We start from the raw sequence: 20,861 nt of genomic DNA, 5'->3' as shown, positions 1-20,861 counted from the left end.
GATCAGTTTAGGTTCAGGCGGACACCCGCCGAAAGAGTTTTTGGTAAAGAGTAGGTATTGATCGCATCCGGATCCGTATGTGAACGGTTCGCCCGCCACAGAATACCTAAGTTTGACGCATAGAGATAGATCTGCAGGCCACCCTTCGGCAAAAAGGACAGGCTGCCCTTTTCAAACGTCCAGGCCAGCCGCAGGTCCTGCAGCCGCACATGGTCGCCTTTCTCCACGAGGGCCGAAGAATACCGGTAGAAAAGGTCACGCTGAAAGTTCGTGCCCGCCGGCATTGACGGCACCACCGTATGCGCCTCATCCCCCGGCTGCTGCCAGCGCAGGGCAAAGTCCCCGCTCTGCTGCGCCAGACCATGGTCCGTTCCGTATACCACCGACGGCCTGCGATAATAATACCCCAGCTTATAGCTGATATTGAAGGACAGCTCCAGCGGCCCGTAACCGAACGTATTGCGCAGCGCGCCGAATACCTCCGGCCGCGAAGAACCATTGAACACCAGACCATCCGGCGTTGCAGCAGACAGGATCGCCGCATAGTCCTTACTGACCGCACCGTTCAGGTACCCCTGCGGGTCACCCGTCGCAGGGTCCAGCCCCGCAGACCGGTAACTGTAGACCGCATACAGCGGCTTACCTTCCAGCGCGTACCGCCCCTGATCTCCGCTCTCCAGATAACTGCCCGCCGGCGAAGGCCGCTCATAATGCGTCACCACATCCCGCACCCTGCTCATCAGGAAATCCGTCGTCCAGGAAAACCTTCCCGTCAGGTTACGGCTCTGCAGCGAAAGATCGAAACCCCGGCCCCGCGTATCCGCCACATTACCCGTAAAGGTCAGCACACCCGAGGACGGCGCCATCGCCGAACTCCCGATCAGGTCCGTCCCCTTCTTGAAGAAATACTCGAACGTACCCGAGATCCGCCCCGCGAACAGCCCGAAGTCCAGCCCCAGATTGATATGCTGCACCCGCTCCCAGCGCAATTCAGGATTCGGCGGATTGATGATCCGCGCATAAGGCAGCTGCGAGAACGCCTCGCTCCCGTCAAAATAGCTGGCCGTCGTATAGGCCGACAGGCTCTTGTTCACATTCCCGTTATAACCGAAACCCGTGCGCAGCCGCAGCTGCGACAACCCCTTCAGCTTATAGAAACCCTCTTTCGAGACCTCCCACGCTGCCCCCAGCGAATACAACGGCACCCCCTTCTGGTTCGACCGCACCCCGAACAGGTTACTCTGGTCCTTCCGCGCACTTGCCGAGAACGTCAGCCGCCCGTCATAGGTATAGCCCGCATTCGCGTAATAAGAGCGGTAGTTATCCACCGCATCCGACAAAGCCGTATTCGACAGCAACACCCCCTGCTGCCCCGGGTCATCATAAAAAGTATACAGCGTCCGCATATCCGCATCCACCGCCGTCGCATGCTCCTCATCATAACCGTACAGCCGGTAACTGCTGCCCCTGACCCGCTGCGACTGCAGTTCCCAGCCCGCCAGCAAAGACCATTCATTCTTCCCCCTCACCAGTCCGTAATCCAGCTGGCCCCGCAGGTTCTGCGCCACCGAACTACCGTCTGAAAGATCCAGGACCCCGCCTTCCGGCACCGCCCGCGTCAGCGTCCCCGAACCGTCATCCTGCGTATACCGGTTAATGAGGTTTCGCGCATAATAACTCCCCGCACGGGAAAGGTCACGCCCCGTTGTCGCCCCCCGGTCATACTGGTAAAGTATCTGCGCAGACAGCCCCGGCAGCAATTTATATTTCAGCCCCGTATTGATCCGCACCTCGTTCAATACCGTCGTCCGGTCATAAGCACCCCTTTCGTTCAAAGGCACATAGGACCAGTCCAGCAGACCTGCCCCCGGCGCAGCATCCGCAAAACCCGAACGGAGATCCCGTACCAAAGGCAAAGCATTCCCCGCTTCATCCGCCAGCCGCGCATAAGGATAGATCCGCTGCCCCCTGTTCCAGGTCAGGCTGCCCAAAGCATCCCGCACCGTATTGCTGCGCGTGTACGCCATCCCCAGCGAAGCCTCCAGACGACCGCCGATCAGCGACCAGGTATTGTTCGCATTCAGCGTCACCCGGTCATAACGGTTTCCCGCCGCATTCTCTGTATTCTTATCCGCACCCGCCGACACATAATAGCGCTGCACACCGCTGCCGCCCGAAAGGCTCAGCGCATACTGCTGCTTCACCGAAGGCCGGTACAGGTAACGCAGCTCATCGCGCCGCACATCATATCCCGACAAAGCAGCGATCTGACGGTCCGCCTCAGCACTACTCAAAGCCCCATCCCGCGCCGCCGCCAGCAGCTCCGCCACCGGCGAAAGCGGCAGATGGCTGTCCGACTGCTCCGCACCTTCAAAATAACCTTCTGAAAATAAACGCCGCTCCAGCCCCGTATAATCCGCCGCCGACATCCGCGGCACCGACAGCAGGTCAGGCTTCGCCCCCACCGTCACATTCGACGAGAAACTCAGCTGCGGCCCCATATTGTTCCGCCCCCGTTTCGTCGTGATCACGATCACGCCGTTGCCCGCACGCGCCCCCCATACCGAGGCCGCCGCCGCATCTTTCAGCACCGTCACACTCTCCACATCGTTCGGGTTGAGGTTCTCCACCGGCTGGTTATAAGGGAAATTATCCACCACGATCAGCGGCTCCGCATTCGAGAACAGCGTACTCTGCCCCCTCACCGAGATCCGCGTCCCCTGGTTATTAAAAGACACCCCGGGCACCACGTCCCGCAGACGGTCGATCACATCCGTTGACACCGAACGCTCCAGCAGCTTCCGGTCCGCCACCGCGAAAGAACCCGTCGCCCGCTCCTTCGCCAGCGTCTGGTAACCCGTCGAGACGGTCACCTCAGAAAGCACATTATCCGAAGGCAATAAAGCGAACACCACAGCCTCCGCCACCGGCAGACGCACCGCCCGCTCCTGCGTGACCAGCCCCACAAAAGAAACCCGCAAATGCCAGATCCCCGCAGGCGCGGCCAAAGCGAAACGTCCCGCACTGTCCGTTACCGTACCATACGTACTCCCCACCAGCACCACCGAGGCCCCCGCCACCGGCTTGTCCCCGGACAGCACCCTCCCCCGGACACCAACACCAGCATCAATACCGGCATCCTGCGCCAATGCCGAAAAAGAAAGCAAAGCGCAACAAAAACAGTTCATCAGTACACATAAAATATATTTCATCATTAAAGGAATTAGGTTTATCCGTTATTGTGCATCCCGCACCACCAGCACCTCCACCGTCCCCCGCTGCTCCCGCAGCGCCAGCCCGTAAGCCGCAAGCGCCTTATTCAGCGCCGGCACATCATACAGCGGCGCCTCCAGCGAAAGGTCCACCCGGCCCGTATAGCCCGTCGCATCCGTCAGCGGCAGCGCCGACCCCTGCAGGTACTGCCGCTCCAGCCGCATCATCAGCTGCGACAGGTGCGCGTTATGCAGCACCGCCTTATAAGGCCCGATATCCACCGACACCTCCCCGCCCGCAGAACGCAGCCGGTCAGCATCCCCCGTCCGCACCAGCGCCAGACAGGGCAGCTCCCGCCGCTCCACCGACACCCGGTACTGCGGGAACAGCCGCAACAGGTCCGCCTGCATCATCCCGTAGGCACTTCCGGCCAGCGAAGCCGGCAAAGCCAGCTCATAGCACCAGCCATGCCCCGCATCCAGCCAGCCCTCAAAAGCCTGCCCCGAAAGCGAACTGTTCATCCCCAAAGCGTCCCGCGATAAGATCATCGTCCGCGACACCGGGAAACGCCGGCCGTTCTCCCCGAACGCCAGCCGGCAAAGCCAGGGAAAAGGCACATTCCGCGCCGTAAAACGTTGCCCCAAAACCGGATCAAAAGCCGACACCGAGATCCCCGAGGCCAGCCCCGCCTTATAACCCGACAACAGCGAATGGTACAGCACACGCGAACCATCCCCCCCGTTCCCGTCCAGCAGCAGCGCCTTCCCCGCATCATAAGCCACCGAAGAATCCCGCTTCAAAGCCAGGCCGGCACCAACACCCGAAGCAGCGACCGGCACCGAACCCTCAGTCCTGCCCAACCCGACAACACCATCCCGCACAACACTCCCCTCAGCCAGCAAACGGCGAATATTCTCCCCCGTCACCTCCTTCTCCTCCGTGATCGCCCGCAGGATACCCGAACCATCTATCCATACAAAATGTGGCAAAGACCGGTGCGGGAACAAACCGTGCAGCACCTTGTCCCCCAAAACCTCCGGCAGATCAAAAGGCCGCAAACGACGCAAAGACGCCAGCACCGGCCCCGCCTCCGCCGCCGACTGGTACGTCACCGGCAGGAACACCACCTTATCCCCGAAAACCTTTTGCAAAGAATCCAACACCGGCACCATCGCACGGCAGGGCGAACACCACGTCGCCCAGAAATCAATGATCAGCAGCTTCCCCCTGAAAGCAGAAAGCCGCAAAGAACCACCGGACCCTGACGCACCGCCCGAAAAATCACCCAACGTACCCCCGATCACCTTCCCCCCCAACTGCAGACCGCGGATACCGGTGACCAGCACATCAGGTACCGGCTCACCGATACGCGGCACAGCACCGGTTATTGGTTTACCTTTAACGAGGCCGGAACGGCCGGCCTGACCCGCCAGAACCGCCTGACCATCCTTACTCAAAACATCCTTATTCAAAACACCTTTCTCCTGCCCCCAGACCCTGAAATTCAGGCACAGGAATAGCAGGAAACCCATTTTCAGCTTCATAAAATCATCATTAATTAAAAAAACAGCAATAAAAAACAGCCGCAGAACGCAGCCACAGAAAAGACGTCAAACGCCCGCACCCACCTTACTCAGGAGGCGAGATCAGCAAAAGCCAGGTATGGACAATGAGCTTATCCATTGAGCCCGCCCCTTTTTAAACCAACATCAGGATCACTTTGTGAATGGGGTGCCCCGCCCCCCCGCTGCATCGCTTCCAAAGCCGCAACGAGCGCTATTAACTGATCGAACAACAGGGCAATATTTTGGATACAGGCATCCCCCTTTTCTTCTATCCCGCCCTTAGAGGCATAGCGAAGCAGCTCCAGCAGCTCTACCCGCAACTCGGCGGAAGAACACCCAGGCAATAATTCAGCAATAAGGTCAGGACAAAAAAATCGGGTACCCATAGTTTCAAAAAATTTGAAGAACTATAGACACCCGATATACAACAAGGCGGTGCTCTATCTCCGCTCCAAGGCACCGCCAGGAGCCCGAACGCGGATTAAACGATAGAGCCCATACCTTATTGATTGCCAAATATACTATCCTCACGGACTATTTTTAACAATAACAGATACGGGCATTGACCTATCGACTCGCGTTCATTGAAAACTGGCGGTTTTTGGAACGAGTTCTTCAGTAATACCTAAAAATCTTTACACCTTGTGGTGTTAATCAAACTTAGCAAATAAAAATAAAGTAAACAAATTTGTTGACCAGATATTTTCAAATAAGTGTGAGTTTGCGTACATGGACGCTAAGCTGATAGAATTCCGTAAAAACCTTGGTCGAAGAATCAAGCAGCTTCGCGAACAACTAAATATCACTCAACTTGAATTAGCAGCAAGGATCAATAAAGATAAACAAGTGATCAACCGTTACGAAATTGAAGGTGCTAATCCGACAGCTTATATACTCATGGCTCTGTCTAGAGCCCTTAATGTTGACCCAACAACACTTTTGGATTTTTCCGATTTAAAATAGTCGAATACTGTTTTAACAAATAGTTTAATTTTTATGCCGCCTCATTCATAGACAGGGCCTCCATTTGGCAATTCTTAAAAGCATGTGGCCTGAAACATCCAGATCACATGCATATCTATTCCGTCTTATACAAATAGCTCAGGTGAGATATGTTTTTGAAAAATTTCTTTCCATGGAGCACCTACATTGTCCCAGTCACTTCCCCAGTTTTCATTAATATGTCTGTAGGCATTGTAGGGCTTTTCATTCACTGGTTCAGGATAACCTATAAGGTCTTCGATCGTATGTTCAACCATTAACCTCCTTTCCTCCATATTCTCCAAACTTGCCAAGATCGGATCATTAAATTTCATTGCTCCTGCTTCAGTATCCATATCGTGAATGACAAAAGGATCAATGCCTAAAATTTTCAGGTATTTTACAAGTGATATGATCACTGCTTTACCTCTGGCTTTGACAATTTGATACTCTGATAGAAACTTTTTCATTTTAATTATCGGTAGTCGCTGTACCGTTTCTTTCAACAGTAATTCCTCTGTATCCCCTTCGACAACAATGACACGTCGGCAGAAAAACACTTTCGCTATTGAATCGTCGATCTTCAAAATGAATTTGACAAACTGTTTATCATCCGCTTGCAGGTCTTTGAACGCTTTTGTGGTGTTGAATGCCATAGATGTGGTGACAGGAATAGCATGCTCGGCATCGATTTTTAAACTCAAAAGATTGAGTACTTGTTTGGGGTAATGTTCATTATCGATCTTCCGACTAAGGTCGATCATATATGGCGAGTGCGTAGTGCAAATGATCTTGGAATTCGACGAAGTGGCCAGTTCATATAATTTTTCGCGCATCAAGCTTGCCGCATTGGGATGAAGATACATCTCAGGCTCTTCAAACCCAATTATCAAGGGTCTTATAAAAACTCCTTCTTTGATTTTTCTTTGAACAAATCGCTCACGATACCGCAACAAGGCAAATACTGTTGAACGTATCGCACCCATTCCCTGCTTTTCAGGATGAGTTTTAACGTTGCTTGACATTTCAATATTGAACGTAGGCTTTATGGACGAATTGGCATCACTCAAATCTGTCGTGATATGTATTTGTGAACCTGTAAATACACCGCTTATGATATTGTTTATCTCAATAAGCATTTTTCCGAATTCCTGATTTTCGTCGTTTGGATTTAGCTCGGCTGCCAGTTTTTCTAAATATAGCTGGGCCTGCTTGTAATTTTCTGACGCTTCCCTTACTTCATTGAACAGTTCCTTCATGGTATTTTGAAGAGCGCCGCCTTGTTTGTTAATCTCGTTTTTTCCGTTCTCGGCTGGGATAAGCAAGAAACGGGGAAGTTTCACTAAGATGTTTTGCTCGATGCCGCCGGGATTTTGCGCCCACTCAGCGTTATTCTCGTCGACGTCCCAAATCTCTGAGATAAGGTCGAGCTTATCTTTGTCTTTAGCGGTAAGGTTTTTTGACCTGTTTACATCACCCTCAAAACACTCGGCGATGATTTCTTCGCTAATGCCTACTGCAAGGTAATCGTCAAGCGTTTTACACTTCGCAAATTCTTCCTTTATCGTTTTGCTGCAAGACCGCATTTCTCTCTTTGCTGCGCCGCCTCTTGGATAGGTTTTTCGGTAATAAATACAGTTCAGTGGCTCACCGTTCGGGGCCTCTGCAAAAATGCGGCCCTTGAATCCGCGCCATGTATTGGACTCCGCGGGCAGGTCGGTGAGTTTTACTTCAAAAATGACCTCGTCGGCTTGGTGTTCGGGGTCATCGATCTTAAAGTAGTCATCGTCATCTAGGTTTTTGGAATCTGAGAAGAACAATTCCATGGCCGTAAGAATACTGCTTTTGCCGATATTGTTTTCGCCTATAAGGAAGGTCGCGTCCCCACATTCGATCTTTGCTTCTTTGATTCTCCTGAAGCCTTTAATGTAGAAGTAGTCGATTTTCATGAATAAGATTTTAGGATTGTTATAATATAGGTACTTGTTTCAAATATTCACCTGTTTTTATACTTAGTGTAGAAAGTATCATAAAACTTCACCCCGGATTCATCCGGCATCTGTTTGTATGATTTGACCATTGTCTTTACGAAATCCCGGAAACCGGATTTAGGCAAACCGATCAATAACTTCGCATATGGCTCCAGTTCAGGCTTACTTAAAAAGTTACGGGCTAAAGTATTCCTGATCTCTGACTGTGACAAGCCGATATCTCTCAATTTCATGTATTGTTTCTCGCAATCAACCGGTGGAGCAGAAACAACGAAACTTAAGATCCAGTTAAAAGAGTGTTGTCCAAAGAATAACGGCAGGTCGAAACTTGACTGATATACGTCTTTCAGTTGTTTAACACCAAAGCGTTCGACAAATTCCTTTAAATAAGATAAGTAGCTTTTTTGGATATGTCTCAGGTTCTTAAAAAAGAAACGTCTTGGTGATTCTTCGGCATTGATTAGTCCTTCCAGAAAAACAGTTGGCTCATCGCTGTTTACCGCGTTCGAAAACTCATCAATGAAAGAAAATAATTGGCTATTACTCAAAGTATTTTCCCCAACCAAAACTTCCAGTACACGGAAGAAAAAAGCCTTAAACCGAGGAACGGCGTAAATAGTAACCAAACATTCAAAGAGTACGGGCTTATGTACGATCTTGCTTTCTTTCAAGGGGAACTTTTCTGCAAAACAATTCTGGATGGCAAGAATAATCAGATCAACAACAGTCTTCTCATTTATATTCGTCAGATACTTTAAAATTTGAAGGAAAAACAATAAGGCATCGTTTTTATTTTCGGCAAGTTGCTCATCGATGATCTTTCTAAATAATTTGGGACCGCCGATATTCTGATCGACTTTACACACCAGCAGTTCCAAAACAACCGCCCAGGAAGACAGTCCCAGGTTCTTGCTCAATATTTCGGTAAAGCGTTCCTGGCTGTTTCCAATGTAGTACTTGGTAAAAATGTAGTAGGCAGTGAAATACTCCAAAAAGGTTTTATGGGTAAATTTATTTTCAAAATAGATCGAACGCAGCTTTGCAAATTCCAGGAACTCCGTTGCTGCCTTATCTGCCTGATGTTCATCTTCGATTTCGCCGTTTTCAATCAAGTATCTTTTTAAATGAAGTTGTACTGCTGAATTGGTGATGCTTCTGTTTGAACTATCGAATTGCCAGAATGCGATGGCAGAGAATACAGATGCCTTGTTATGTATAGCCAGATTGAATTTCAGCTTTTTCTCCTTTTCATCCCTGTGTTCGACTATGGTATTGGTACAACCTTCGTAAATGCTTAACTTATTGGTAGGGAGTTCCAATTCATTGCGGTAAAGTATCAGTATTAAAGACAACAGTAAGGGATTATATTTCAACTCCTTGTCTACGTTCGCTAGCTGCGCGATACAACCTGCAATTTCCTGCTCCCTGCGATTGAGGTCGGTTTCTTCCTGATTGTACCATTTCCTGACGTAGTCTACTAATTGTTCCTGGTTGAAGTTCTTTACCTCAAGCCTGTAGAACTTATCAAAAGAGACCTCCTCATAAGATTCATAACGGCTGGTAACGACTACTTTCACATCCGGATAGGTGGTTGCGAAATTCTGTATATCATTGCGCACGCCTATTCTTTCCTGTATATCAAATATTTCATCGATACCGTCAAAGAATACCAGACATGGAAAGTAAGTCAGTATTTTTATCACTCTGTCCAGGCTTATATTTGTCTGAAATTCACTTGCTAGAATCTTAACCAGAAATTCTGCAAAGCTTATCCCATGTGCTATCTTGACCTGATTATACTTATGAAGCTCAATTCGAAAAGGGATGAACCTGTAGATATCTTCATTCGAAAATACGGTTTCATCATTTTCCAAGATCTTACAAATAGAATACTTGATTATCGATGACTTTCCTGCACCCGGGTTTCCCAAGAGCACGGTGTGCTGGCTTTTGCTGAACAGATCTTTCAGGCCATAATCCATGAATCCGTCCCTGTAAATCCTTTCATGAATAGTGTCTGTATTAAAGCCGCCTGCAAAATCCCCTGCTGCTAATTTTTCAAAAATATTAAGATCAATGGTTTTAAATTCCTCGATACCGACAAAATCTATTTTTGGAAAAGTATATTCCAATTCTATCCAATCCTTCGTGGCTCCGCTGACGCCTATATTTCTAAAATGGGGCGGCACGAAAAGTTCATAAAGTTCCACCTCACGCGGGCGGCTTCTGTTAACTGATAACCCAAAAAAGTTCAGTCTAGAAAAATTATTAAGGCATTTTTCTGTGTAAGACGCTTTAAAACCGGCAAAATCAGAATAGTTAAAATCATTGGCGATGTTCAGGTCCGAGAATTCTTGTTCCAGCAGATCATTGATCGCCTGAAACTTTTTAACATCATTGAGACGTTTTATCAGCCCATAAAGATCGGTCGCGTCTATAATCTGTTCTTTGTTATTGAAAAGTGTCTTCCCACTGGAGATGCCGTCAACGATCAACTGGGAATAGTTTCTTTGTTTTTCCGTTAATATATAGACGTACAGTTTATCTATATGTTTATCATGTCCGTACTTTAAAAACTTCGAAAGCGTGCTCTTTACTTTTTCAATTGAATTTGTGGCGGTCACCTGAACGCCTATCCTGGCGATCTGATCATCGATAAGATCTATACTTTCAAAGTGTTTTTTCTCGCTGTCATTAGCATTTCTGAGTTTGCTGTCAAAAACAATATTGAGCAATGGGACGAGAATATTTTCTGCGTGGTGGTTAATATCGTATTCCGAATTCGCTGTCGCTATTTTGACCTGCAATTGGAACCGGCTTAGGTAGTCTCTTATAGAGACCAGCAGTTTATTGTGATTTGACATTGGGTTTGATGAAAAGAATAAGTTAAAATACGATGTCCTATTTGGTTTAGCAAATCATTGTCTGAAATCCTTCTCCAGATTATTATTTACAGCTCACGATTATTTTCATCAACTGGCTTATCAAAACTTTTGCTAATGGTTCTACAATTTATACTCCTACTAAAGCCAAAACACCCATATTCAATTTGTCAAAAATTAACAACCTGCGTATAGAATTTAGGCCTCTCTGAGCGTGTTGATTATGTGCAATGTAACCGAATATTAATTTAATATCTTCTACTCAGCATCATAAGGTTTGATAATGTTTCAAAACATTGCCGAAATAACTATTCTACTTCCACATAATCCCCCCAAACCCATCCCTGCTGATCCTGATAGACCACCTCCATCCAACCGTTCGTTAAACTGTCACCAACTACGGTCACTCTTTCCTTATCAGCAATAGTTGCTATCGATCCGGAACCCGCATCAGGCCCGACTCTCAACTTCACTCCCCTCCTGGCGACTATATGGGCATTCGTTCGATCTTCGACTGTTGTCGCCGATATCTTACGTCCTTCCGACCGCTTAAAGAGCAAATACCCTAATGCAATATTTACCAATATAAGCAAATAGGCGTATCTGCGCACTCTCTTAATCTTCCCCCAGTCCATTACGATCTAAAAATAAAATACATCAACACCACAGCGATCAATATCTGGATAAAAAGGAACCCGTAAGCACTTCCCAGATCCTGTTCGTAAGCGCAACTTTCACATAAGGTTTTCATCCCGTAATGTGTTGTTGTCCGACTACTTGTCCGTTTACCAGAATAGATGCTCCTCGAACTACCCGTTTGCACCGTTCTCCGGTAACTGGAACCACCGGCCCCGCACTTAAAACATGATGCCATATTCGTATCAACGATGAATGGTTAAATATTTTTGTAAAATTCTAATTCTTCCCTTTTTCCAACCTGGCGATCACCTCAAGCAACTGCTCACCATATTGGTAGATCTCATCAAGCGACTTCACCTCGAACTTCACCTCTTTTCTCGCCTCATCCAGCACCACCAGGTATTTCTTAACCCCGTTAAAGTACAAGCGACAGATTGTTTTCCGGTTATTATCATCCAGCAAGATGGCGAAATAAGACAAGGCATCCCGGTAAGTTACCCGCATTGCATCCACATGCTGGCGCAGCAGCGACTTGACAATATAGAAACCTTCCAGCTCCTCTTCGGTAGTCACTATGCCGGTCTCCGTTTCTGCAGCAGCCACAGTTCCATCCTGCTTCACGGCCTCTGCGACCTCTAACTGCTTCTCCTGGTTCAAAGCTGACTTCAGGCGCTCATTGATCGCATCACTGATCAGCGAACCAAACGAACGCTTGATGATCGGCCCGAACTGCTCTTTCACCTTCGCCGTTACCTGTCCCGAATACACCTGCCTCGCAAAAAAGGTGATAAATCCTTCGGAGGGCGCCAGCAATTCCCGGTTAATCAAATTCTTAAGCTCGTTCAAATATTTCAGCTCACTTGCCGTATTCGTGATACTATCGACATCAAAATAAGACTTATGGAACTTTTTAAGTTCAATCATATCCGCCTCTTTGATCTCGGTGATATTGAACTCAAAAAATGGCGAGCTATCCATCTTGTTCGTTTCCACCAGGTCGGTGTAGAAACGATAATTCAAACCGTTGGTCAGCAGCCCGAACTTTGCCTTTGTCGTGTGGAAATATCGGAACAACTGCGAATTATGCGGATCCAGTTTTTCCAGGTGGTGCTTACACTCTACGAGTATTGCAGGCTCCCCTTCCTTCATGATCGCATAATCAACCTTTTCCCCTTTTTTGATACCGATATCTGCGATAAACTCCGGGTTGACCTCAAAGGGATTGAATACATCATAACCCAATACCTTTATGAATGGCATGATCAGTGCATTTTTAGTCGCTTCTTCGGTTTTGATTTGCGGCAGTAATTTTTCGACGCGGCTGGCAAGTTGCAGCACTTCGTCTTTGAAGTCCATTGTCATTATTCTAAAGTTTTATTTAACTATTATACCTGGGAACGACCTGTTATTCATGCGGATTTCTGCATGAAATAGGCTGCTCAATATTTCTTCCATTCCAGGCTTCTGAAACCACTGTCCTTGGCCCATTTACGCCAGACTGCTTCTAATATCTCATTATCTCTCAGTCCTTTGGGATGACTGTAGGTTAAGTAAATTAAATCTTTGTCCCGCTCTGCTGTCTCTAAAACATGAAGGTCAATAAGCCGGTTGTATGTACTTGCATAACCTTTTAATCCCAAAGAGCTGTTAGCCTCCAGTGCTTTACCCGGGGTTAATCCTTTCGCCACACAAAACTTTCTAAGCTTTTCAATCTGAGGAACGCCGAAATAATACTCATTGCTCGGATTACCAGCGAACTTAAACTCCAGGTATCCGTCCGTCAAAATATAGATATGATTACTAAAATGGGTCCTGGTAATTTCATCTCCTATCGTAACAGAATGATCCTTTTTAATTAGCCCGCCGCCTTCGATCCTTTCGATCAATAAACTGATCAGGTCCATACCCGGATTAGAAACTGTCTTGTACTGCATCCTAGCGAAACCCTCCAGGTCATCAAGTTTACGCTGCAATCCCGCGTTCTTATACTTACCTTTCGAATTGATAAAACGCTGTTTGTCGCCCAGGTCTCTAAAACTTTCCAAATCGATTGTCCTACCTTCAGGAAGCGAGAACGGAGAAAAGGAGATACTGGAATTATCACCGATTTTTTTGCCGGGCATGACACAATCATTTTTGAAATAGGAAACCAGCTGACGGATGACCGCCGTATCTTTCTGCGGAAATTTTGCACTTTTTGTCCGGCTGGACAGGTCAGCAAGAATGATGATATTCTGGTAAGTAAAATTTTTAATGGTAACAGTACCCTGTGAATAGCCAGATATTCCAGCAACTGTGGACAGCACAAATAGTATGATCTTTTTCATCGTCAATTAGTTTTCCGAAATGGATAGTTCGATTTCCGCGACCCTGTTGGCCACTTCATCAGCCGCGTAATATCTTGGCAGAAAATCGATAAACCCGGTCTTAAAGGCCGAGATGATACTCATCAGAATAACCTCCGTAAAGATCTTACCGCTGGTGATCTTCGCGTTGTAATCATCAAATATTGCTTTGATATCCTGGTGGAACTGACCATACCTCATCTCAAGTTGATTCAGCTCATTATTAATTTTCACCTCGATTGCCGAAATTTTCACTTCCAATAGTTTTATGGCACTCTCCGTAGCACTGATCTTCCCTTTTAATATCTCCTGTAGTGTAACTAATTCCAGAAGGTCTTTAGCCAGCATCTGCAGCATCCTGGTTTTACCCGAATCAACGATCTCCCTTCTCGATTCCCGGTATGCTTTCGTAACATATTCTATCAGGTAGTGCGTAATAAATAACGGAAGCATTCCGAATACGAAAATCAGATAAAATTCGCCTTGCTTGACCACCTCCCAAAGCTGCATCGTTGAATCGTCTCCTTTTATAAGCGATTGAATTTTATCTGTATTGACAGCCACCATAGCCGACACCAATATGTCAAATACCCCGAGGCCTATCCAAAAGCAAAGCGTATTCACCCAACTTTTTTCACTTCCCAGGATCTTCATATTGGTCAGTGACAATGGAAATAAAAAGATAAGTCCGGAGATCAACCCGAACAAGACGCCCTGTTCTTTAAAGATCTTGATGATCGCATTCGCGTCTACCAGTTGTGGCAGCGGAGGAAGCTGTCCGGATTTAAGAAGCGTTCTGATGTTATTCCCTTCAAAAAACACTTTATAAAGCGCCGAAGCAAAAAAAACAGACAAGTAAAACAGGCAAATCGCCAGAAATACAGAGACCAGTATGTTACCTGGCGTCGCAAAGGGCTTCACAATCAGCAATTCTTCTAAATTTCTCTGTTCCAGTTTGTTTAATTCTATCTCCTTATTGATATGAATAAGTCCCTTTTCACCTACATTTTGGTTGCCGAATTCATAAATATTTTTTTCAGCATGCAGACGCGAAATTTCCTGGTTAATATGGCGTTGCTCTATCTCATCAGAATTCTTTATCGATTGAATCAGGTTCGATTTATCTAATTCCAGATTAGCTTTTCTACTTTCAAATGCTGTTTGGATATTAGAGCTCAGTACACTTTTTTTACTGCCCAAACTATCGTCAACAGCATACAAACCCACTTGCTCTTTGATGTTATGATACTCTGCCTTGAAGATCGGAACGCTTCCTAGACTCTCAGCGGACTTTTGAAATCCCATTGTCTTGTACTGTTCCGTATCAATTTCCGCCGCCAGGTAAACCAGATTATGCAGTTGTTTGGTAAAGGACTCGCTTCCATTATCAGGCTGCGGCTCCTCGGTCACTGGCTTCTGTAAAGGTGCTTCTTCGCCCAAAGGTATCCGGTTATCGATGTTATACTTTAACCTGTCGAACTCTGTCATGAATTGTCTGTATATCCCGGGCTCATCTGACAGATGCACATTTTCAACGTTATTATTACTTGCATTGTATGAATAGTTATATGAACCATTGATCGTGATCCTATTGTCTATCAAACAAAACTTATGATGCATCATCCCTCTTTCATCCCCTGTTTCAAAAGCATGTAATGTTATACCTGCTGCAAGAAACATTTGCTTTACCGTCTCGTTCTGCGCATTTGATGATAGAATAATATCGACATCGACATTCCTTTTCTTCGCTTCAATAAAGGCATTCGCGATATCCCGGTCGGTGAACCAGGCCATCGCTAACCTTAAAGATTGCTTTGAGCTGTTCAATTCCTGAAGGATCCTTCTTTTGATCTCCGAGCCGTTTGTAATGATATCGTTCATAGCGATCTGCTGTAAGGTTTGATGAGGTTAGTTTAGGTTATTTCTGTTGAACGAAATTTTAATATCAATGATCAGGCACATCGTTTACAGGTCTTCGATTTGACAGGCCATTTCCTGTCTGACGAACCTACTGACCGGATATTTATACCTGTTCATGATTTATTATGATAAGGTTTAGGTAATAATATTTTAGTCCTCCCAGCGGCAAAGCGTTTTACCGCCTTTTTTTGCCTGCTCCGGCGTTACTTTAATGATCCTGTAGGTGCAGTTACTCAGCCCGCGGCAATGCTCATTCAGGTGGTAGCGCTTCGCATTAGGACTTTCACAGACATACACTGTATTGCCCGTGTTACCGCCCCCGAATGACAGGAGCATGCCGGCGAAGATGTGAAGGATGATCAGTTTCATAAGCTATCGTTTGATTATATCCCAAAGTTACCCGCACCTCACCACCTATTTTTGCGGGAAACCGCACGGCACAAAACTTATTTGTAAGTTTGCCGCTTACCTATGAAAAAACTTTTTGTCAGCGGCTTCCCGCTCGGGATCACCGAGCTGGAACTCGCCACCCTCATCGCCCCATACGGCGACATTGACACCATCAAGATCGTACGCGATAAAAAAACCAAAAAATGTAAAGGCTATGCTTTTATATAAATGAAAGAAAGTGAAGGGGCAAAGCATGCCGCCGTTGAACTGGACAGCAAAGAAATGAACGGCCGCCGGCTCACCGTCAACGTCAACCCGGATAAGCCGGAAGCTACCCCGCAGATCGCGCCGCAAACGCCCGAACGAATCGTTACGCCACCTGCCAAAGCCATCCGCATCTCCCCCAGGATCGACAGGACCGCAACCGAAAGACCCAAACACCCCAGAAGGACAAGCATTTAGATCAGATCAGCCCGGCATCCTTGCAATAGGCTACCAGCTGCTGGTTATTGGAAACCTCCAGTAGCGTCCTGGCCCGGTTCAGTGCCTTTTCCACACTGCGCAGGCTCGCATTCTGCATCCCCTGCGCCGCCAGCCAGTCCGGCAATTGTTTTTGCAGCATCCCCCCCGCCAGCTGACGGATGATCGCCCGCTCATAGTCCGTCAGCGCATCCGCCACCTGCCGGATCGACTGCCTGTAGCCTTCCGGCAGATAACGCCGGTGCTGCCCGATCATCGCGATCGCCGAACGCAGGTGCTCGGCATCGTGCCGCGCTTTCCGCACATAACCATCGATCTGTAGCTCGCTGAACAACCTGCCGATCACCGCCGGACGCTGTTCACCCGAAAACACCAGCACTTTCAGCTCCGGCTGGATAGCCCGCGCCGCCAGGATCAGTTCCTCCCCGCTTTTCAAATGCTGCGGGGAGCCATCCTCCTCGAAAGACAGGTCCGTGATCAGTAAATGATAAGGTTCGTTTTCCTTCAGCGCCAGACGGATCATATTCAACGCATCATCACAGTAGTACGCATGGATATGCGGCAGGCCCAGGTCATCCATGGTCTTCCGCACAGAAATATTCGCAGATTCATGATCTTCAGCGATCAGGACTTTTCCAATCATAAGGTTAAGATTAAGCCGCGGAAAAAGACAATTGCACCTGCAAGCCATTTTCCCGGCCGGTCTCAAAGATAATATTGCCGCCGATAGCTGACATGCGGTTTTCCGTATGGCTGATCCCGTTGCCCTTACGGGATGTCGCCGGCATCCCCATCCCGTTATCCGTATAGATCACCAAACAGGCTTTCCCGGATCGTTGAAAAGCCACCGTCACCAGCGTCGCCCCGCTGTGCTTGCGCATGTTCACCATCAGCTCCTGCAAGACCAGCGATACCTCCTGCCGGACCACATCCGTGGTTCCCTCCCAGAAAGCCTTTGTACAGTTGTCCGGCAATACCCGCGTCCGCTCCGTCCCAAAAGAGACCAGCATAGCCGCCAGGTGCAGCTCAAAATGCGCCAGTGGCACCGGCTCATCCTCATAACTCAGGTCACGCGCCCGCTCATAAAGGACCTCCAGGCGATCGGCCAGCTCAGCCGGATCACCTGCCGTGCCGTTATCCAAGTCCGACATGATCCGGTACAGGTCATTCGCCAGCACATCGTGTACCCGCTTGGCCGTTCTCAGTTGTTGCGCACGCAACCGCTCCGCAGCTTCGCGGCGCAAACGCGCCTGACGCCGCCGGATAAAACCCATTATCAGCACAGCGGAGACCGCGATGATCACCAGCAGGCCATACAAGATGAACTGCTGCCGCAGCAGCCGGAAACGCTGCTCTGTATTGTTCTTCTGCAGGTTCAGGTTATCTGCCTTCGCTTTCACCGCCTCATAGCGGATCACCGCGAACTGGTTCCTGGCCGCACTCCTGGCCAGCCAAAGACTGTCCTGCAAACGGGTATACACCCCGAAATAAAACCTCGATTCTTTTTCCGGGCTGAGCCGCACCAGCTTTTGCAGCGCTTCCAGCCGGTCATCCGGACTCTGCAGTTTAGCAGCCACCCCGTACATCAACCGCGCATAAGCCAAGGCCCGGACCGGCTCCCGCTGCCCGAAATGATCCGACAGGTGGGCATAACTGGCATTCTGTCCCCATTCGTCCTTCAGTTTCAGCCGGATGGACAAAGCCTTCAGCAACAACGGGGAAAGAGCTTCGGCAGGATACCGCTTCGATCTTGCCCAGGCATAATTATCCAAAGCCTGCGCATATTTTTCCGGACGCTTACGGATCAGCGGGGCATCCATTACTTTACGGAAGACCACTATCGCGGTATCATACTTGCCCATCTCCGTCAGTGTCACGCCAAGGTTACTTTCGTAGTATAAGCGGTTCAGCGGATCAGCAGTCCCCGTGACCGCCCTGCGGTACCAGGTCACCGCCGACGCAAAGTCTTTTAATTTGTATTTATTGATCGCGATCGTGTTGTAGACCGCAGGCAGATAAGGATCACCCGCCCTGAAATACTGAAGCGATTTGACCGCAGTTTCCTCGCTCCCGAAGTAATCACCTTTATCACTCTGGATAATGGCCATCGTGATATAGATGCCCGCCAGTACCGAACTGTCCTTTGTACCGGCTGCAGCCTTTGCATAATAGAAGAATGCACTGTCCGGCTGACCCTGCTGATAGAACTTCCAGGCCCTGGAATGGTCGGCACCCGCATAAGCCGTCCCACTTTCAGGCACCTTATTGCCGCAGGAACACAGGCACCAGAGCAGCGGTAATATAAAAGGGAGCAATATACGGGCAAAGGGAAGGTTCACTCCTCTAAACTAAGACATCCTGCACTATAAAACAACAGGGCAGAATTGCTTCTGCCCTGTCAGGTTATACACCGTGTGGTGGCGGCGGCGGCGGCGGTGGCGGCGTCTGTGTCGTTTGTCCGCCGGTCGGCGCGTCCTGTGTACTCACGCCACCGGGCGCAGGTGTTCCAAGCGCTAAACATAGCGCGATGATCAGTTGTATCATGTCAAAAAAAGTTAAAGGGTTGATCAATGCGCTCCCGGCTGCCGGAGATCCGGCTAACCTGAAGCAAACCCTGCAGAGGCTCCTCCCCTGCAGCTTTTTTTGGGAAGTAGAACTTTACCTGCGGAAGCGGCTTGCCGCTTCCCAAACCGGGTCGCTGCCACCACAGGTATCGTTCCTGTTGAGATCATCGTGTGCACTGCCCCCGACGGCCGGCGGGGATCTTTGTTGATTTCGAAAGCAAAGATATGGGCGTTAAAACCCTCAATACAAGCGTATTCCGCCCTATTCCGCTGTATTCCGCACCGGCGATCAGCCGCCTTTGCGGATTCCCGCAAAAACCGCTAACTTCATCGTACGACCTTTACATCATGACCGACCAGGAAAAAGCCGGCCTGTTAGCCGAATACAAAAAAAGAAAGGCAGCAGGGACCCTTCCAACGAACCTCGATCCGCCTGTGCCTTCCGGCATTAAAAGAGAATGTATCCGGCTTTACCACTTATCTGTCCGGGCAGAAGGAGCGATCATACTGAAGGCATTCTTTAAAAAAAATCATCAGGGGGATTTTAAGACAGGGGTCGACAGCATTGACCATGATCGTTTCCGCCCTACCGTAGACCTTTTAAGAGATAAGGCTTTTGAGCCGGAAGAAAAGCATTATGAACTGCTGGCCTGGCTGCTCGGGCCGGAGCGTATTACGGACAACGGAAAAAAACCCGGTCAGGAGACTGAAGAAACAGGGATCATCCCGCGCATGATCACGTGGCTAAAGAAAAGAAAAAGGATAGGGATCACCGGTACAACCGTCCTGCTTATGCTGGTCGGCGCCGGCTGGCTGATCATCGAAAAGAGCCGGCCATGCATGTACTGGAACGGCGAAGCCTACAAGGCCGCCTCCTGCGCCGTCCCTGTACCCGGCAGCACCCTCTATGCGGCAGATGACCGGAAGATCCGGCAATTTAAAAAGATCATGCGGCCGGATACCGTTACCGCCGCATCCGTGGGTAAACTCTGGTACTTCAAATCCAACCGGCAACTCGAGCTTTTTACCGACAGCGGTATGCACCCCGTCTGGTCAAACCGGAGGCTGAAGGTGCTGACGCCATACATGCAGGCAAAATACCTGACGGCAGATTCCGCCACAAAAGCTAAAAACACGCTTACCGCGAACTGACTATAGTCAACTATTTAAATTCTTGTGAGAAATCTGTAACGTCCGGTCTTTTGAAGGATCTTCAATGCATCGATTAATCTGAACAGTAATATTCCTATAACAAATTGCTAATATTATTAGCAATTTGTTATATTTGTGTATGGACAAAAATATGCTGGTCACCCTTACTGCCCTGGCCGGTCTTGCCGGTGCACTGCTTTCCCAGCTGATGATCGGCTTTTTCGCCTACATCAATGACAACCGGAAGAAGAAGGATGAACTGGAAAAAGAATACCGCAACAAAAAAGCGGAGATCGGCGAAAATTTTTGCTTTATCAATGCTGAACTGATGACCATGATGCGCAAGAACATTGATTACTGGGAGAACCTTGGTGACGACCGGAGCGGACAGACCCTTGCCTACATGAGGCGCGAAATGGAGCGCCTCGATAACTATCAGGCGCAGTTAAAGAGCGGCAACTGGAAATATAACCTGATCAATATCTATTTTGACCTTCCCTTTGACATTGACGCGATCCAGCAGGCCAACCGCCGTTCGCACCAGCTTTATATCCGCGTCATCGATCTCTCCGATAAACTTCGCACAGCAGAAGCGGAAGCGAGGGAAATGCTTTATCCGGCGTACAACATGGCCGTTTTCGAGCTTTGCGGGCATTATGAAACGGTGTATAAACATATGCAAGAGAACATGACGGCGGTTCGCGGGCAGTTGCTGGCGACATTCGGCCAAACCGCCTGA

General features: G+C 48.5%; 17 protein-coding genes. 5 read left to right on the top strand and 12 right to left on the bottom strand.

The window, feature by feature from the left end; all coding sequences use genetic code 11:
• Positions 1-2 precede the first annotated feature (2 nt).
• The 3 genes from D0C36_RS15900 to D0C36_RS15890 form a co-directional block, all read right to left on the bottom strand.
• Positions 3-3,215 (bottom strand): SusC/RagA family TonB-linked outer membrane protein, encoded by a 3,213-nt coding sequence (locus tag D0C36_RS15900; RefSeq protein ID WP_117392583.1) that lies wholly within the window; start codon positions 3,213-3,215, stop codon positions 3-5.
• A 21-nt stretch (positions 3,216-3,236) separates the two neighbouring features.
• On the bottom strand, positions 3,237-4,757 hold the full coding sequence (locus D0C36_RS15895; RefSeq protein WP_117392582.1) for a thioredoxin domain-containing protein: 1,521 nt from the start codon (positions 4,755-4,757) through the stop codon (positions 3,237-3,239).
• Between the two features lie 131 nt (positions 4,758-4,888).
• Complete coding sequence (locus tag D0C36_RS15890; RefSeq protein WP_117392581.1) at positions 4,889-5,164, bottom strand: hypothetical protein; 276 nt, start codon at positions 5,162-5,164, stop codon at positions 4,889-4,891.
• A gap of 343 nt (positions 5,165-5,507) precedes the next feature.
• On the opposite strand from D0C36_RS15890, the gene D0C36_RS15885 reads away from it, so the two are divergent.
• Positions 5,508-5,741 (top strand): helix-turn-helix domain-containing protein, encoded by a 234-nt coding sequence (locus D0C36_RS15885; RefSeq protein WP_117392580.1) that lies wholly within the window; start codon positions 5,508-5,510, stop codon positions 5,739-5,741.
• Between the two features lie 125 nt (positions 5,742-5,866).
• Here the strand turns inward: D0C36_RS15885 and D0C36_RS15880 are convergent, their stop codons facing one another.
• The 7 genes from D0C36_RS15880 to D0C36_RS15850 form a co-directional block, all read right to left on the bottom strand.
• Positions 5,867-7,708: an ATP-dependent nuclease gene (locus D0C36_RS15880; RefSeq protein ID WP_117392579.1), complete on the bottom strand. Its 1,842-nt coding sequence runs from the start codon at positions 7,706-7,708 to the stop codon at positions 5,867-5,869.
• Between the two features lie 47 nt (positions 7,709-7,755).
• A complete protein-coding gene (locus tag D0C36_RS15875; RefSeq protein WP_117392578.1) occupies positions 7,756-10,614 on the bottom strand; it encodes an SMEK domain-containing protein in 2,859 nt (952 codons plus the stop codon).
• 326 nt (positions 10,615-10,940) lie between these two features.
• Entirely contained in the window at positions 10,941-11,267 is a 327-nt protein-coding gene (locus tag D0C36_RS24955; RefSeq protein ID WP_117392577.1) for an SH3 domain-containing protein, read from the bottom strand.
• A 280-nt stretch (positions 11,268-11,547) separates the two neighbouring features.
• Complete coding sequence (locus D0C36_RS15865) at positions 11,548-12,627, bottom strand: type I restriction endonuclease (RefSeq protein ID WP_117392576.1); 1,080 nt, start codon at positions 12,625-12,627, stop codon at positions 11,548-11,550.
• An 83-nt stretch (positions 12,628-12,710) separates the two neighbouring features.
• On the bottom strand, positions 12,711-13,598 hold the full coding sequence (locus D0C36_RS15860) for a hypothetical protein (protein ID WP_117392575.1): 888 nt from the start codon (positions 13,596-13,598) through the stop codon (positions 12,711-12,713).
• 6 nt (positions 13,599-13,604) lie between these two features.
• Positions 13,605-15,497 carry a phospholipase D-like domain-containing protein gene (locus tag D0C36_RS15855; RefSeq protein WP_117392574.1) on the bottom strand — a complete coding sequence of 631 codons (1,893 nt, stop codon included), beginning with the start codon at positions 15,495-15,497 and terminating at the stop codon, positions 13,605-13,607.
• Between the two features lie 189 nt (positions 15,498-15,686).
• Complete coding sequence (locus tag D0C36_RS15850) at positions 15,687-15,905, bottom strand: hypothetical protein (RefSeq protein ID WP_199502037.1); 219 nt, start codon at positions 15,903-15,905, stop codon at positions 15,687-15,689.
• 102 nt (positions 15,906-16,007) lie between these two features.
• On the opposite strand from D0C36_RS15850, the gene D0C36_RS15845 reads away from it, so the two are divergent.
• Both D0C36_RS15845 and D0C36_RS15840 read left to right on the top strand, forming a co-directional pair.
• The gene (locus tag D0C36_RS15845; RefSeq protein ID WP_117392573.1) at positions 16,008-16,154 is read left to right on the top strand and encodes an RNA-binding protein; all 147 of its coding nucleotides are present in this window, start codon (positions 16,008-16,010) and stop codon (positions 16,152-16,154) included.
• Positions 16,155-16,388: a hypothetical protein gene (locus D0C36_RS15840; protein WP_117392572.1), complete on the top strand. Its 234-nt coding sequence runs from the start codon at positions 16,155-16,157 to the stop codon at positions 16,386-16,388.
• 1 nt (position 16,389) lies between these two features.
• Here D0C36_RS15840 and D0C36_RS15835 read toward each other — a convergent pair whose 3' ends face one another.
• Together D0C36_RS15835 and D0C36_RS15830 are read right to left on the bottom strand one after the other, a co-directional pair.
• On the bottom strand, positions 16,390-17,049 hold the full coding sequence (locus D0C36_RS15835) for a helix-turn-helix domain-containing protein (RefSeq protein ID WP_117392571.1): 660 nt from the start codon (positions 17,047-17,049) through the stop codon (positions 16,390-16,392).
• Positions 17,050-17,059: 10 nt separating this feature from the next.
• Positions 17,060-18,745: a tetratricopeptide repeat-containing sensor histidine kinase gene (locus D0C36_RS15830; RefSeq protein ID WP_117392570.1), complete on the bottom strand. Its 1,686-nt coding sequence runs from the start codon at positions 18,743-18,745 to the stop codon at positions 17,060-17,062.
• A gap of 450 nt (positions 18,746-19,195) precedes the next feature.
• On the opposite strand from D0C36_RS15830, the gene D0C36_RS15820 reads away from it, so the two are divergent.
• Both D0C36_RS15820 and D0C36_RS15815 read left to right on the top strand, forming a co-directional pair.
• Positions 19,196-20,122 (top strand): hypothetical protein, encoded by a 927-nt coding sequence (locus tag D0C36_RS15820; protein ID WP_117392568.1) that lies wholly within the window; start codon positions 19,196-19,198, stop codon positions 20,120-20,122.
• Between the two features lie 139 nt (positions 20,123-20,261).
• Complete coding sequence (locus D0C36_RS15815; RefSeq protein ID WP_117392567.1) at positions 20,262-20,861, top strand: hypothetical protein; 600 nt, start codon at positions 20,262-20,264, stop codon at positions 20,859-20,861.

It is taken from the genome of Mucilaginibacter conchicola (assembly GCF_003432115.1).
GTDB classification, from domain to species: domain Bacteria; phylum Bacteroidota; class Bacteroidia; order Sphingobacteriales; family Sphingobacteriaceae; genus Mucilaginibacter; species Mucilaginibacter conchicola.
The sequence above is the reverse complement of the archived record's forward strand: the minus strand, read 5'-3'. Positions and strand labels throughout refer to the sequence as shown.

What these genes read in the sequence shown, in the direction of transcription:
- D0C36_RS15900 (WP_117392583.1), bottom strand. Translation starts at nt 3,215, where the DNA reads ATGATGAAATATATTTTATGTGTACTGATGAACTGTTTTTGTTGCGCT.
- D0C36_RS15895 (WP_117392582.1), bottom strand. Translation starts at nt 4,757, where the DNA reads ATGAAGCTGAAAATGGGTTTCCTGCTATTCCTGTGCCTGAATTTCAGG.
- D0C36_RS15890 (WP_117392581.1), bottom strand. Translation starts at nt 5,164, where the DNA reads ATGGGTACCCGATTTTTTTGTCCTGACCTTATTGCTGAATTATTGCCT.
- D0C36_RS15885 (WP_117392580.1), top strand. Translation starts at nt 5,508, where the DNA reads ATGGACGCTAAGCTGATAGAATTCCGTAAAAACCTTGGTCGAAGAATC.
- D0C36_RS15880 (WP_117392579.1), bottom strand. Translation starts at nt 7,708, where the DNA reads ATGAAAATCGACTACTTCTACATTAAAGGCTTCAGGAGAATCAAAGAA.
- D0C36_RS15875 (WP_117392578.1), bottom strand. Translation starts at nt 10,614, where the DNA reads ATGTCAAATCACAATAAACTGCTGGTCTCTATAAGAGACTACCTAAGC.
- D0C36_RS24955 (WP_117392577.1), bottom strand. Translation starts at nt 11,267, where the DNA reads ATGGACTGGGGGAAGATTAAGAGAGTGCGCAGATACGCCTATTTGCTT.
- D0C36_RS15865 (WP_117392576.1), bottom strand. Translation starts at nt 12,627, where the DNA reads ATGGACTTCAAAGACGAAGTGCTGCAACTTGCCAGCCGCGTCGAAAAA.
- D0C36_RS15860 (WP_117392575.1), bottom strand. Translation starts at nt 13,598, where the DNA reads ATGAAAAAGATCATACTATTTGTGCTGTCCACAGTTGCTGGAATATCT.
- D0C36_RS15855 (WP_117392574.1), bottom strand. Translation starts at nt 15,497, where the DNA reads ATGAACGATATCATTACAAACGGCTCGGAGATCAAAAGAAGGATCCTT.
- D0C36_RS15850 (WP_199502037.1), bottom strand. Translation starts at nt 15,905, where the DNA reads ATGAAACTGATCATCCTTCACATCTTCGCCGGCATGCTCCTGTCATTC.
- D0C36_RS15845 (WP_117392573.1), top strand. Translation starts at nt 16,008, where the DNA reads ATGAAAAAACTTTTTGTCAGCGGCTTCCCGCTCGGGATCACCGAGCTG.
- D0C36_RS15840 (WP_117392572.1), top strand. Translation starts at nt 16,155, where the DNA reads ATGAAAGAAAGTGAAGGGGCAAAGCATGCCGCCGTTGAACTGGACAGC.
- D0C36_RS15835 (WP_117392571.1), bottom strand. Translation starts at nt 17,049, where the DNA reads ATGATTGGAAAAGTCCTGATCGCTGAAGATCATGAATCTGCGAATATT.
- D0C36_RS15820 (WP_117392568.1), top strand. Translation starts at nt 19,196, where the DNA reads ATGGGCGTTAAAACCCTCAATACAAGCGTATTCCGCCCTATTCCGCTG.
- D0C36_RS15815 (WP_117392567.1), top strand. Translation starts at nt 20,262, where the DNA reads ATGGACAAAAATATGCTGGTCACCCTTACTGCCCTGGCCGGTCTTGCC.